The following is a 14,573-nucleotide window of genomic DNA, read 5'->3' as shown; positions in this document are numbered from 1 at the left end:
TAAGCGCTTCACCGCTTATGTATTTTATCGTTTACTCAAGTCTCTAGCCGAGGTGGATATTCCCACAGATACGGGTGATTTTTGTTTAATGGATCGGCAAGTTGTAGATTTGCTCAATGCCATGCCTGAACAAAACCGCTACATTCGAGGCTTGCGATCGTGGGTAGGTTTTCGGCAAACTGCCATTCGGTTTGAACGTGATCCCCGTTTTGCTGGGGATGTCAAATACACCTTTCGTAAATCCCTAGGGTTAGCCGTGAACAGTTTAGTCTCGTTCTCTAAAGTACCGTTACGACTATCCACCTATCTCGGATTGCTGTCGGCGGCGTTAGCTTTATTCATGTCAGTGTTAGTCCTGTACTGGCGTTTAGCCTCACCTAATTCTCCCTTAACAGGATTTGCCACGATCGCGATCGCGATTTTCTTTCTGGGATCAGTTCAGCTCATCAGTATCGGTATATTAGGCGAATATATTGGACGAATTTATGAAGAGGTCAAAGCCAGACCCCTTTACACCCTAGCAGAAGTAGGTGGTTTCCCTGATCACTCTAGATCCCAAATCCGTTAATTTTGTCAACACTCTAGACTCAACAAACATTTAAATTGAGTATGCCCAAAAAGCATAACTATAACGTTAGGTTATCTAAAAATCCTTGGCATCTCTTAATTATTGTATTATTAGTTCTCGGTATATTCTTTCGATTTGCCAACCTGGAACAAAAACCCTATTGGGGTGATGAAAGCCTCACATCACAACGAATTTCTGGTTATACCGATGAAGATTTTCAGGCAATAGTTTTACAAGGCGAGGAAATGAAGGTAGTCGAAATCCAAGACTATCAACGTCCCAGTCCAAAAAGAGGCTTAATGGATGCCATAAATGCTTTTGTGAAACATGGCGAACATCCACCCCTCTATTACTTGATGGCGCGATTTTGGATGCAGTTATTTCAAAATGTTGTGACTACACCCAGAAGTTTGTCGGCTGTTATTAGCGTGGTGGCAATGCCTTGCATATATTTACTGTGTTGGGAACTATTTGAGTCGTCATTAATTGGATGGGTTGCCATCGGACTTCTGGCGATTTCTCCCCTTCAGATACTCTATGCCCAAGAAGCACGGCAGTACAGCCTCTGGACAGTGACTATATTATTATCAAGCTGGGCATTGCTGCGAGCCATGCGTCTCCACAGTAAACTGAACTGGGGAGTTTATGCGGTAACTCTGGCACTGGGATTCTATACGCATCTGATTTCTGTAATCGTTGCGATTGGACATGGCATCTACGTGGTTGTCCATGAAAGCTTCCGATTTAGTAAAACGCTGATCGCTTACTTGCTGGCATCTTTGGCAGGGTGCTTACTTTTTCTCCCTTGGATTGGGGTGATGATCGCTGATTCACAAGTCGAAAATCCATCTCCAGGCTGGAGCAAAACACCTACACCACTGCCATCTTTAGTTCAAAGTTGGCTGGTGAATATTAGTCACATTTTTGTCGATTTAAATGATAGTTTTGTTTATGGGAACTTATGGATTTATGCCCTGACATCCATTCTCGTCTTATACGCTATTTACTTTTTATGTAATCACACACCCAAGCGGGTTTGGCTGTTTGTCTGTCTATTAATCGCAGTCCCCGCGTTATTTTTAATACTACCGGACTTATTAGGGGGAGGAAGACGCTCGACTCCGCTGCGATATTTTATCCCGTCTTCTTTGGGTATTCAGATAGCAGTTGCTTACCTAATTTCTAGTAAAATTAATCCGGGTGTAAATGTTAATAATTGGCAACAGAAGCTATGGCAGCTAATTATAGTTGTTATCGTTTCAAGTGGAGTTTTTTCTTGCGCCCTCATATCCCAATCAGATACATGGTGGACGAAAGGTCGAGAATACTATCATACTGAGGTGGCTAAGATTGTTAATCCAACAGACCAGCCCCTGGTTATAGCAACATGGTTCGATATCCGTACTCTCAGTCATTCACTGGCTCCCCATGTTGTTCTGCAAGATATTCGCCCGCTGCAAGAGGTTAATTCTGTAGGCAAGGGTTTCAGTAATGTATTCGTGTACCAGTCTAAAGCAGCATTGGACTATTTACTTGAAGAAAATCCCAACTATAAAATAGACAAAACCTGGAAATGGAAACGGCAAACAACCCCGGTTAATACAACTCAAACGACTCTATGGAAATTAAAGATTGGAGAGGAAAATTATTAACTAAACCATGAATTTACCTTTTACTCATGCTAACCGCAAAACAGCACAGATTCATGCTGCTGTAGTCTTTGTCAGTGTAATCACAGTCATTGCATCGCTGACTCTACTGATAGTTTTGGCTCATACAGTGGCGACGACAACGATTCCCTTCGATAGCGATGAAGCTGAACACGCGGTTGATGGTTGGCAAGTTTACCATAGCCTAATTAGGCTTAATTTAGGAGACTTGTTCCAAGCGATTACCAGCCAGTCCTTCTACCCATTTATCAACTCCTTATTCGTTGCGATCGCATACCTGTTGGCTGGAGCTAGTGTTGTCTCCAGTCGTATACCATCAGTATTACTCTTCGCACTTACAGTGTTTGGCTTAGGCTGGCTCACCTGGAGGATTGCTCAACGACAAGAAGACGCCGTGAACCCAGCCGATCAATGGTTTCCCTGGACAGGTGCTATTTTCGCGATCGCCCTCGCTATTACCAGCCCGATTTTTGTCACCAATGCCGTCCTTTGTATGCTGGAAATGACGGGTGCGATGCTAGCCGTTCTGCTAATACTGATTGGGGATCAGATTGATCAAATCCGCCACCAACGTTCACGCCTGATCGGGATTGCGATCGCGGCTTTCGTAGTCATGGCAATTGTGTTAACCAAATACTCCTTTGGCTTATTCTACATACCTGGACTACTCGCCGCCTTAGTCACCGCCACCAAACCTGGGAAATTGGGTCGTCAAGTCTGGCTAGAAACAACTGTAGTCCTGGGTATCTACGCCGCTGTCTTGCTTTTATGGATTCTGGTCACGGATCGAGCAACAATGTGGATGTTCTTTACCAATCACCCCAGCTACGTGGATGTTTGGTCGGTCGAGAATTTTCTCTACTACCCCATTGTCTGGCTTAACGAATACTCAACTAAAAAGCCAGTCGGACTTCTTTCCCTCACCTTCGCCGTCATCGGCGCTGTTCGCTATTGGAAACATCTACCGATGCGGGTGGCAGTTTGGTCTGTTTTGGCTGCAACCGTCGTACTCGGGATTTCAACGACCAACTCTCAACGACATATACTGGTTATCGCACCGGCAATCTGGATGCTGGCTGGACTTGGACTCGTCAAGGTATTGCAATGGCTTGGTCGTAGAACACAGACTCGCCCCTTCGTTGTCGGTACAATCGGATTGATTTGGGCTTTACTGATTGTTTGTGCCATAGAACCTGCTTCACAGCTACACGCTCGATTGATAAAAGTGTTTGAAGGGTTACCCGTCTATGCCGAAATGCAGGAGTTCGGACTGCAAGGCGTTGACCTAAATCAACCTGTTCTGCTACTCGGATTCAATACTGATCAATATAATTTATTGGCTATTCGCTGGCGTGCCGCCGTACTTTCTGGCAAACGCTTAGAGGATCTCAACATTGATCAGTTTCCCTTTGAACAGCGTGAAATTTATCTGCGACGCACAGGTCGCAAGCCTCAGAAAGTTAGCGTTGATCCCAGTTTTCCCCGCCAACCCTTGGATGCTATTCTCGATAGTGGCTATTACGCTTACATGATTGAGACTCGTAATCTGCAAGAGCAATCCAGCATTCTCCATTCTGAGCAACATTCACTGGTTAATTACCCTACGGTTGCCCAGCAATTCTATCCCTGGTTAGTCACTGTTTACAAGATAGAAAATTAAGACTATTGGTTTAATTCGTGAACGGAATCATCAATATGCTGGCTGGCTTACCTTTACTCTCAGATCTCAAATATTATCAGGAATCTTTCTCTCCATGTTGATATCGTTAGATACCTAGGACTACAGGATTTTATTACGCCGATTACGGGGATTAGCCACAAATTAATCAGTATAATTCATTCCGTTTTGGGCGTTGACATGAATGATCCGCGAACGACCTGGCCCCTAAACTCCTATACAGTTCCGGGTCTATCGTTTGATGAAAATGTTGCCGGAAATCCCCTGCATCTATTACTCATTGCTTTAGCGATTATAGTTTTTGTGTTTAACAAGGAATTGAGGGTAAAAAACAATGTAATCGGTTATGTATTGGCATTAATTGGTGGCTTCTTACTCCTTTGTTGGATGCTAAAAATCCAACCTTATCAAAGTCGCCATCATCTTTCGCTATTTGTCCTATTTTCGTCTTTTGTCGGTTTAGTTTTTAACAAAAGCTGGAATCGTCATGTTCTAATGATTCTGGCTGTGATTACGCTCGTAGCATCAATTCCCTTTATGGTTAATAATAAATACCGACCGATTGCTGCCGAGCAAAATATATTTAATACCAGCCGCAATGAACTGTACTTTGCTAATCGTAAATATCTCAAAGAACCCTATTTCGCGACCGCTGATTTTCTCAAAAAACAAAACTGTGAAACGATTGGGTTATCTTTAGGAGGTACAGCCGTACCATCGGGGACGTATTGGGAATATCCATTTTGGGTACTTTTGCAGGAAAACAATTCTAAAACTATTCAGGTTCAGCATATTTTACATCCGGATAATCGCTCGAATGTCAAATCTAAGATATATCCCCACAATAATTTTAATCCCTGTGCCATTATTGCGGTTAGAAGTAGTAAAGAGGAACCCGTTAAAGAAATGGTGGTTCAGAGTAGCACTTATGTCAGCGCTTGGTCAGCTAACTCGGATCAGATAAATGTGTTAATTAAATAAAGATAGGGGAGAATGTGAAAGAATTAGATTGACCGCTGAGGCTGATATTTTCCTGGAAAGAAGGGCAGGTTGTATTGAAGATTTATTGGTGAATATCTGAATTTAGGGGCTAAACCCGCCCCGACAATTTACCCAAGACTTATGAGTGATGACTGGCTCGATACTCTAGGGCATAGTAGTATCAAGATGAGTGTTTCCTGATCTTTTCCAGATATCCCGTGATTACCAACTCCGTTGACGCCATTCTGAACCGCGCCTTAGCTGGTGAAGACATTTCTCCAGAGGAAGGTGTGATTCTCCTCCAGCAAACTGAACCGACTGCTGTGGCGGCGATTCAGGAAACGGCTGACCAATTGCGCCATCACCAAGCAGGCGATCGCGTCACCTACGTGATTAACCGTAATATCAACTTTACCAATATTTGTACTCAGCACTGTAGTTTCTGTGCCTTTCGTCGCGATGGGGGTACAGAGGGGGCGTATTGGCTAGATTGGGGGCAAATTCTGGAAAAGACAGAGGATGCAGTACAACGGGGGGCGACAGAAATTTGTATGCAGGGGGGATTGAACCCGGAAGCCACTATTAATGGTGCGGCTTTACCCTATTATCTGGAATTGGTGAAAACGATTAAGCAAGCATTTCCTCAATTACATCTCCATGCGTTCTCTCCCCAGGAAGTCCAATTTATCGCTGAACAAGATGGATTGAGTTACGCTGAGGTCATTGCTGAACTGCAAAAGGCTGGGGTTGGTTCCATGCCTGGAACGGCGGCTGAGGTTTTAGATGACGAAGTGCGGCGCATCCTTTGTCCGGAAAAGACAAATACAACAACCTGGTTAGACATTGTGGGAACGGCGCATCGATTGGGAATGCCAACAACTAGCACAATGCTTTCCGGTCATATTGAAACGAACCAACAGCAGATGGGGCATTTAGCCAAGCTGCGATCGCTTCAGCAACGAACTCGCGCTCAAGGCTATCAGGGCCATATCACAGAGTTTATTCTACTGCCTTTTGTTGGTCAAGATGCCCCTAAACCGTTGCGTCAGCGTGTGGGGCGAGATCAACCGATTCTCCAAGATGCCCTATTATTAACGGCGGTGACGCGAATTTTCCTGGGTAATTGGATTTCCAACCATCAACCAAGCTGGGTGAAATTGGGTTTGGCTGGTGCGAAGGAAGCTCTCAGATGGGGCTGTAATGACATTGGCGGCACGTTAATGGAAGAACATATCACCACCATGGCAGGCGCTCAAGGGGGAACCTGTATGGAAGTCGAGACTCTCCAGAAAGCGATTCATTCGCTAGGGCGTTCTTATCAGCAACGAGATACCCTTTATCGACCGATACTACAGCAGGTTTCAGATACTGTAGGGGCTCACGTCTGTCATTGATGTCAACTTAAGCTCAAAAGCAGGGGTTAGCGGAGTAGCGTATTGTAATTGGTCGGTTGGGTTGGCGCATGTTACCCAATAGAATATAGGGCTAAAGCCCTTACTACAAGCCGACGCGATCGCATTATGTATGATTGAACTGAATTACTGGGAAATCGCCACTGATTCAGGTTGTTTAGATAAGCGCCCATCTTCCATATAAATAATCCGATCCGCAATATCCAAAATGCGATTATCGTGAGTTACAAGCAAGATTGTACACCCCTGTTGCTTGGCTAAATCATGCATAATATCAACCACATCTCGTCCCGATTTTTTATCCAAGGCGGCAGTGGGTTCATCAGCCAACACGATTTGGGGACGGCTGACAAGAGCGCGGGCGATCGCGACGCGCTGTTTTTGTCCACCTGATAGATCGGCTGGGTAATAATTGATTCGCTCTTCTAAACCCACCTGCTTGAGCATCTCCGCCGCCCGATGGTGGCGTTCTGGCTTGGAAAAGATGCCATGAACTTCTAACCCCATTTGCACGTTCTCAAGCGCGGTTAAGCTGCCGTGTAAGTTGTGGGCTTGGAAAATATAACCATTGTGTCGTCTTGCCTGTACCAAACTATTTTGGCTAGCTTGACAAAGTTCTTGTCCTAATACGTTTAGACTGCCTGACTGAGCCGATCGCAAGCCGCCTAATAAAGTCAGTAGCGTGGTTTTCCCCGATCCAGAAGGACCTGTCATAATCACAATCTCGCCAGCAAAAATCTCTAAATTGATGTCGAATAACACCTGCTTTTGCAGTTTCCCTGTGCCAAAGTAGTGGTTAAGTTGATGAATAGAAATTACGGGTTGATTAGTCATTTGCCATTCGTCATTCGTCATTTGTCAGGGAACAGTTAACAGGTAAGGTAGAGTTTTGAGTTAACTTCCCCATCTTCCCCATCTTCCCCATCTCCCCCTGCTCCCCCTGCTCCCTCTGCTCCCTCTGCTCCCCCTGCTCCCCCTGCTCCCCCTGCTCCCTCTGCTCCCCCTGCTCCCCCTGCTTCCCATGCTTTAAAAAATATCAGCCGGATCAGCAGCTTGGAGTCGGCGAGTCGCGATCGCACCTGATGCACCACACATGACAAATGTCAGCAGAAGCACAAAAATAGTCCGACTCAACGGCATTGCCAAAGGCAGGGCGGTTGCAGCCGCTGTAACTTGATAAGCCGCTAATGCGATCGCTAAACCGGGTATAAACCCCAACACCGATAAAATTAGCGCTTCTTCAAAAATTACCCCTAACAAGTAAGTATTCCGATAACCCATTGCCTTAAACGTGGCATACTCTTCCAAGTGACTATTCACATCCGTCGAAAGCACTTGGTAGACAATCACCGTACCCACAATCAAGCCCATCACGGTACCTAAGCCAAAGACAAACCCAATCGGTGATCTCGATTGAATATAAGCGATCTCAAAATCTACATAACCCTGACTCGTCAGCACCTGCACATCTTCCGGTAACCGCGCTGCTAAAGCGTCTCTCACCTGTTCGGGCTCATACCCCGGATGCAGACGAATTAACCCCAAGCTTACCGATCCAGCATCCCGTTTGGGAAATAGCCGCAGAAAGTTTTGATCGCTGGTAATTAATGCGCCATCATCAGCAAAAGATGCACCGACTTGGAATAATCCGGCTATGGTTACGGTTCGCTGTCCAATTTCTGTGGTGGGTGACTCTCCCTGTTGAATCCGGGTAATCATGTCCTGGTATTCACCCCGCGAGGCTTGGTCAAATAAAACGGTATCGGGTAGCTGAATCATGTCGAGTTGCTGATTAACTTCAGGTAAATTAAAGGCAGGTCGATCCGGGTTTTGTCCGATCAGCAGCATCGATGTCTTCTTGCGAGTTTGGGGATTTCGCCATTGTACTGAGCCAAGGTACAATTCATCGGCAGAGGCGACTCCCGGCACGTCTTGAGCTTGGTAAAGTCGCCGTCGGGTAAAGGTTCGTAATTGTCCAAAGTTCTGAGCTTGCGTGCTAATTAAGACCAAATCGGCTTGTAGGGTGCGAGGATATTGGGTATTTGTTCTGTAAAGGGCAGCAGCAAATCCCAGTTGCATGAAAATAAGCACATCGGCAAAGGTAATTCCTGCGATCGCGGTTAATAGCCGCATTCGGTCATGCTTAAGCTGAAGTAGCCCTAGGGGAGTGCGTTGTTGTAATGTTTTGATGAAGCCAAGCATGGTTTCTTATTAGGGGTTGCTGAATAAAGATTGTGGTGAGGGGAAGCTGGGGAAGCTGGAGATCTTTTGTAGGGGCGGGTTTTACAACTAACGTTTCATTTTCTCCCTGATATAACTAAACCCGCCCCGACCTAACCGTTCAATTATCACAAATGACGTAGCTTGCTTCTCGCTTCGCGAGTATGACAAATGACAAATTACTCAGTTTGAATCGTGACTGTAACTTGTAAATTGCTCAATCTTGCCACGTTCTGACTTGAGTTGGGATCAAGACGAATGTGAACTTCAACGACTTTGGCATCAATGTTGGCGGCGGGATCTTCATCAACAACCTGTTGTTGCTCGACTTGTAAGCCAATCCGCTCGACTGTACCCTGGAGTGAGTTAGGAATGACGGGTGATGTAATTGTGGCAGGTTGACCCTCCTGAACCTTGAGAATGTCACTTTGGTAAACTTCCGCGATCGCTTTCATCTGCTGAGTCTGCCCTAGAGTGACGATGCCCTGATCGGCTATTTTTTCACCTGGATAGGTGTGAATCTTAATAATTTGACCCGCACGGGGCGATCGCACTTCGGCTTGCTCTAAATTGGCTTGGGCTTCGACAACAGTGGCTTTTGCTGATTGCACTTCTGCCTCGGCTGCTTCTAAGTCTACAGGACGCACCTCAGCGAGTCGATCCAGGGTGGCTTGTGCCTGTTGAATTTGCTCTTGACTGGTTGTCTCAATCCGCCCTAACTCCGCTTGAGCCTGCTGAACCTGTTGTTGAGCCGTGATGTAAGCCAGCCGCTTGGCATCCCGTTGAGAGGCGGAGACAGCACCCTGCTGATACAAGGATTCGTATCGCTCATATTCAAGACGAGCATTTTGTACTTCTGCCTCCAGCCGCTCCACCGCCGCCCGTTGAGCCGCCAAACTCCCAGTTCTATCTGCCTGAAGTCGGGCAATTTCAGCACGCTGGGCTTGCAGTTCACCCGTTTTGGCTCCAGCTTTTACCTGTGCCAGTTTTGCCTGAGCGACGCGAACCTGATTTTCGGCTTTTTGGAGAGATGCCTGTAAGCGATCGCGGTTATCTAAAATCGCAATAATCTGTCCGGTTTGGACGCGATCGCCTTCCTCAACCAATAGTTTCTCAATTCGGCTTGCCTGAATTGAGGTTGACGCCGTGAGGTTAATCATTTCTCCGGCTGGCTCCAACCGCCCCAATGCTGTCACCGTTGTGATTTCAGGCGCAACTGAGACTTCCGTTTGAGCCTCCCGCATCTGAGCCGCTCGAAATTGCCAGAGTCCCCATCCCGTTCCCGCTAGCCCCACAATGGCGACGCCAAGAAACGCCAGCCAACGACGGGGTGATTGGGTTGATCCTGCCTGATGGTTTAACAGATCTAAGCTCATGGGCATTCTCCCATCAGAGAAAAGTGTTATCTGTATATGTTTATATTTTACTAAACCGTTTAGTAAAATATAAACATGGATCGGGCAACCTATCTTTTTCCCCCTGAGCCAAAGGCAGGATAAAAACTCTCGCACTTTCGGGGCGGGCGCGAGTCACATCTAGGTTAGTGAAAAAAGGATAGTCGTATAGCAGTCGCCAAGGCGATTAGGACAAAGGAAGGTGCTGAGACCTTGACCAGTCAATCTTTTCCCTTCTGCCTTCTTAAAACCCGCCCCTACACATTCAAAACCCAAAACTTAATCCGATGGTAAATCGTTCCACTCCACCCCAGTCATCCAACCCAGAAAAACCCGATAAAGCCCAAGCGATTTTGGCAGGTGCCCTGCCAGTGTTTACCAAGCATGGATATGCAGCGGCGAGTATGGATCGGATTGCATCGGCAGCAGGAGTATCCAAACCCACGCTGTATAACTACTTTCAAGATAAACAGGGATTATTTATCGCCTTGATCCACCAACTCACCCAAAACAACAGTCAGCTCATTCTGAGTTTGCCCACTGAGCCGGACTTGCAAACGCCTCCTGAGCAGGTTCTGCGTCAAATGGCAACGGCGGTACTCGAAGAGTTTGCGAACAATCCAGCGCTGTTAACCTTGATGCGGTTAATCATCGGTGAGTCTGAGCGGTTTCCGGAGTTGGCTCAAACCCATGTACGCGAAATTATCAAACCCCTCATGGAACGGCTGTCCTTATACCTAGCCTCCCAACCCCAACTCAAATTATCCGATCCCGTCGTCGCCGCCCGGATTTTTACCGGATCTCTGGTGCATTACCTGATCATTCAAAACATCCTACATGGTAGTGAAATTTTACCCTTAGAGCGCGATCGCATGGTCAATGGTCTAATTCAGCTATTAACGGCTGGGGAAGCTGAGGGAGCAGTGTAGAGACGTGCCATGGCACGTCTGGGAGCTGGGGATGGGGAAGCTGAGGGAGCTGGTTAGTTATTTTTGCCGGGATGCACTAGATGCTGCTGATTGCTTGTGTCAAGCTTGATTGAGATGCTCTAATCTTGACCTAGTTTGCCAACCTCACAGATAAGCGATTATTCTGCCTATGGTGACTCTACTCAATGTAAGCAAAATAATTTTTTTTAGACTAAAGACCCAACTTTAAACTTATGCCAACGTTTCGTGATTTTGTAGCTCTAGGTGTGGGGACTGCGATCGCTCTGATCTATACAAAACCAAGCGCCTCTCAAGATTTACCGTCGCCGCTTAGCTTTCAACGTCAAGCCCCGACTCATCAACGTGATCGGGTAACCCAGAGAGGATTGACAGACGTGGCTCCCCCATCGACTGAAGAGAACTTACTCGTTGATGCGGATGATGACCGACCAAAGGTAGAGGACACAGAGCAGATACCAGAAGGGATTGATCGCGATGCCTTCAGCACGAGCTTAGGCGCGATCAAAAGGGAGCAAGGGCTTCATTCCCCCCGGAATAGGACAGAGGAATCAACCTATGCTCAGACAAGTGAGTCCTTGAACTCTACAAGTGAACCCATAACCTCTGAGACTGAACATTTCCCCAATTCCACAGAACTGGCTCAAGACTCTAAGCAACTCGTTACCCAACAGCCAGAGAATTCGATTGGTCAAACCCCTGAATCCATTCCCTCCCTTCCCACGCTAGAGGAACCCGAAACAGAAACACCTTCACCCGACTTTCTCACACCAGAGATCGAATCTGTGCCGATACCGTCTACCACTCCTGATTTACCGATATCAGAATTGCTCAATCCCAGTGCTAATCCATTGCTGTTTCCCACCGAAGTTGAAGAAGTCCAAGTGCAAACGACTCAGCCAATTACCCTAGAACAGGCAATAGAATTGGCACGGCGTAACAATCAAGAGTTACAAATCGCTAGACTTCAGTTAGAACGAACGGAGTTTGCGCTGCAAGAAGCCCTAGCTGCCGAATTTCCATCGATTAGTGCCATTGCCGAATTTATCCGAACCGAGTCGGAAACAGGAGGTCAGCAAGGTTTTTTACAAGAGCTACTGGGTCAGACGAATCGGACAATCACATCGACAAACTTTGATACCAGACTGGAATTAAATTATGCAGCTTATACGGCTGGGCGTCGTCCTGCGGCTATTCAAGCTGCCGAACAACAGGTACGCTTCCAACAACTGGGTGTAGAAAGCATCCTGGCAGATTTACGACTAAATGTCACTAGGACTTACTACGATTTGCAACAGGCAGATGCCGAAGTCGAAATTAGCCAAGCGGCGGTTAATGATGCGGCTCGCAGTCTACGGGATGCCCAGTTACTCGAACAAGCTGGCTTAGGAACTCGATTTGAAGTGTTGCAGGCGCAGGTAGAACTCGCCAATAATAATCAAGCGTTAACCAACGCCATCAGTCAGCAACGCATTGCCCGCCGCCAAATTGCACAATTGTTGAGTTTGGATCAGCAGGTGGGAATTTCTGCGGCTGATCCCATAGATGTGGCAGGGGACTGGGAACTTTCCCTAGAAGAAAGCATTATTTTAGCCCTGAAAAACCGGGCGGAGTTAGAACAGCAACTGGCACAACGCAATATCAATGAACAACAACGGCGCATTGCTCTAGCGGACAATAAACCCCAGGTGAATCTGTTTGCCCAATATAATATTTCCACCCAGTTGGATGATAGTGATGGTCCGACAGATGGCTTAACGTTAGGAGCGCGGCTCCAGTGGAATTTCTTTGATGGGGGAGCCGCAAAAGCCAGAGCCAGACAAGCCGAAGCGGATGTGGCGATCGCGGAATCCAATTTTGCCAATGAGCGTGACCAAATTCGCCTTGAGGTTGAACAAGCTTTTTTCCAGTTAACAGCTAGCCAGGAGAATATTCAAACGGCATCTTTTGCCCTAGAACAAGCACAAGAAAGCTTACGACTGGCACGATTACGATTTGGCGCTGGGGTTGGTACTCAAACTGATGTAATTAATCAGCAAACCGCATTAACTCGCTCCAGAGTCAACTTATTGACGGCAATACTAGACTACAACCGAGCGCTAGCCACCCTGCAACGTGCTATTAGTAATCTGCCCAATAGTATTCTTTTTGATGTGCCGTAGTCGTCATTCGTCATTCGTCATTCGTCATTCGTCATTTGTCATTCGTCATTTGTAAATTTTATTCCCTATCTCCCCCAGCTCCCCCAGCTCCCCCAGCTCCCTCTAGGGGACAATTTCGGTGACGACGCGATCGCTCGATCCACTCCTGACGATCATGCTCTGATCCTGTAATTTACCCACGGCTGTGGCTCCGGTGACATTAAAGGGGGGATCAACTTGTTTATAAATCACATTTCCTGACGCCTGCATATTCTGAGTGGGAATGTCCCACCTAACCTGATTGGCGTAGAGTTCGGCTTGATTGCGACTACCCACACCTTGGACACCCCCCTTTAAATTGGCGACTTCGCTCTCTAAATCTACCTGTCCCTGATTCGCCGTAATCACCACTTTCTCCTCCTGATGGACAATCTGAACAGGCTGATTTGAGCGGACTGTTTCCGCCTTGACATCCCAGATTGCCTCATTGCTGGATATTAAAATTGGGGGATCAATCGATGTAAGCTGAACATCTTTTTTTAGGATCGCGACTTTGGTTTTGAGGTTATAGTCCGTCTGGTTAGCGACTACGCGATCGGTCACAGTGTTATCCTTGTACCGTTCCGTTTGAGTCCGTTGATCCCCAATTAACTTTTGCCCTTTGATTTGCCAAAGTAACTGCTCTGTTTTCAGTTGCACATTGGGATCTTTCGAGATTGCTTGAACCGAGCCTTTCAGTTCCATTTGCTCTTGGCGTGTTAAATACTGTCCTTCATTAGCTGTGACCTCGATTTGTTCAGGATGGCGTCCCTCTAAGTTTCGGCGTACCACTAACAACTCATCCTGGGGTAACCATTCCAACTCCTCACCCTTGAAAACCGCGCCATTTCGGGTATCGGTCGCCGTAATATCTCCTCGCAGAAAGATTTGTTTCCCATCTTCCCGAACTTCCCCACTCTTGGCTGATACTTTTAAAATAACCTTTCCATCCTGAAATAAATCACCGATGGGCTGTTCAACTTTAGCTATTTTTTTGTCTTTAGTATAGGTTGCTTGGTTAGCTTTTACCCGCCATAAAGGACGACCTTGTTCATCAGCTTGCTCCAAGGTGACATTGTTGAATACAAGAGATCCTTCAATATCGGTAGACTCTGTATCTTGTTGAATTTTCTTGACAGTTTGACTGTCAGTCTGACAACCGAAGAGTGGAGCATAAGCCAATAGACAGAGGCTCACCGCAAAACATCGTTTCCAACTCAAAATCATTGGAGCTAGCTTCGTGAAATTTTGATAATGAGTCATTAGTCCTTATCGCTAAAAACTTAGGACTAATGACTCATAACTCATGAATTCAAATTCGGGTATTCTTAGCGATCAAGATGCTCGCATTACCAGAATTTCGCCATTGCCATTATTGACAATAACGTTTCAATGACGAACAGCTTAATGACCCATGGAAGGATCTCCGGGATCATCCATCATACCAATACCGGATAAAGGACGATAGGTATAGTTTTGTCGCGGAGATTTGCGGATACTTTCTTGAATCTGATCCAGATCAA

Annotated in this window: 11 protein-coding genes and 1 pseudogene; 7 read left to right on the top strand and 5 right to left on the bottom strand. The window is 46.5% G+C overall.

The features are described 5' to 3' along the window. The 5 genes and pseudogenes from MC7420_RS40215 to cofH form a co-directional block, all read left to right on the top strand. Window positions 1–568, top strand: a pseudogene (locus MC7420_RS40215) (glycosyltransferase); the annotation flags it as partial. 41 nt (window positions 569–609) lie between these two features. Continuing rightward, window positions 610–2,220 (top strand): glycosyltransferase family 39 protein, encoded by a 1,611-nt coding sequence (locus MC7420_RS22850; RefSeq protein WP_006103505.1) that lies wholly within the window; start codon window positions 610–612, stop codon window positions 2,218–2,220. Between the two features lie 7 nt (window positions 2,221–2,227). After that, complete coding sequence (locus MC7420_RS22845) at window positions 2,228–3,898, top strand: ArnT family glycosyltransferase (protein ID WP_006103516.1); 1,671 nt, start codon at window positions 2,228–2,230, stop codon at window positions 3,896–3,898. Window positions 3,899–4,096: 198 nt separating this feature from the next. Continuing rightward, window positions 4,097–4,897 carry a hypothetical protein gene (locus MC7420_RS22840; RefSeq protein WP_052307538.1) on the top strand — a complete coding sequence of 267 codons (801 nt, stop codon included), beginning with the start codon at window positions 4,097–4,099 and terminating at the stop codon, window positions 4,895–4,897. Window positions 4,898–5,115: 218 nt separating this feature from the next. Continuing rightward, window positions 5,116–6,291 (top strand): 7,8-didemethyl-8-hydroxy-5-deazariboflavin synthase subunit CofH, encoded by a 1,176-nt coding sequence (gene cofH, locus MC7420_RS22835; RefSeq protein ID WP_006103340.1) that lies wholly within the window; start codon window positions 5,116–5,118, stop codon window positions 6,289–6,291. Window positions 6,292–6,435: 144 nt separating this feature from the next. On the opposite strand, the gene MC7420_RS22830 is transcribed toward cofH, so the two are convergent. From MC7420_RS22830 to MC7420_RS22815, 4 genes are all read right to left on the bottom strand, one after another. Continuing rightward, window positions 6,436–7,143 carry a DevA family ABC transporter ATP-binding protein gene (locus MC7420_RS22830; RefSeq protein ID WP_006103343.1) on the bottom strand — a complete coding sequence of 236 codons (708 nt, stop codon included), beginning with the start codon at window positions 7,141–7,143 and terminating at the stop codon, window positions 6,436–6,438. Between the two features lie 35 nt (window positions 7,144–7,178). Then, entirely contained in the window at window positions 7,179–7,388 is a 210-nt protein-coding gene (locus MC7420_RS42810; protein WP_044209131.1) for a hypothetical protein, read from the bottom strand. Then, window positions 7,336–8,511, bottom strand: coding sequence for an ABC transporter permease DevC (gene devC / locus MC7420_RS22820; protein ID WP_006103433.1), 1,176 nt, complete (start codon window positions 8,509–8,511; stop codon window positions 7,336–7,338). The genes MC7420_RS42810 and devC overlap by 53 nt, the downstream gene beginning before the upstream one ends. A gap of 197 nt (window positions 8,512–8,708) precedes the next feature. Beyond that, window positions 8,709–9,905 (bottom strand): ABC exporter membrane fusion protein, encoded by a 1,197-nt coding sequence (locus MC7420_RS22815; protein WP_006103349.1) that lies wholly within the window; start codon window positions 9,903–9,905, stop codon window positions 8,709–8,711. A gap of 305 nt (window positions 9,906–10,210) precedes the next feature. Here MC7420_RS22815 and MC7420_RS22810 point away from each other — a divergent pair, with 305 nt between their 5' ends. Together MC7420_RS22810 and MC7420_RS36280 are read left to right on the top strand one after the other, a co-directional pair. Continuing rightward, the gene (locus MC7420_RS22810; RefSeq protein ID WP_006103334.1) at window positions 10,211–10,852 is read left to right on the top strand and encodes a TetR/AcrR family transcriptional regulator; all 642 of its coding nucleotides are present in this window, start codon (window positions 10,211–10,213) and stop codon (window positions 10,850–10,852) included. A 233-nt stretch (window positions 10,853–11,085) separates the two neighbouring features. Next, window positions 11,086–13,032, top strand: coding sequence for a TolC family protein (locus MC7420_RS36280; RefSeq protein ID WP_006103366.1), 1,947 nt, complete (start codon window positions 11,086–11,088; stop codon window positions 13,030–13,032). A gap of 102 nt (window positions 13,033–13,134) precedes the next feature. Here MC7420_RS36280 and lptC read toward each other — a convergent pair whose 3' ends face one another. Continuing rightward, window positions 13,135–14,313, bottom strand: coding sequence for an LPS export ABC transporter periplasmic protein LptC (gene lptC / locus MC7420_RS22800; protein WP_232231765.1), 1,179 nt, complete (start codon window positions 14,311–14,313; stop codon window positions 13,135–13,137). Window positions 14,314–14,573 lie beyond the last annotated feature (260 nt).

Source organism: Coleofasciculus chthonoplastes PCC 7420, assembly GCF_000155555.1.
Taxonomy (GTDB): Bacteria; Cyanobacteriota; Cyanobacteriia; order Cyanobacteriales; family Coleofasciculaceae; genus Coleofasciculus; species Coleofasciculus chthonoplastes_A.
The sequence above is the reverse complement of the archived record's forward strand: the minus strand, read 5'-3'. Positions and strand labels throughout refer to the sequence as shown.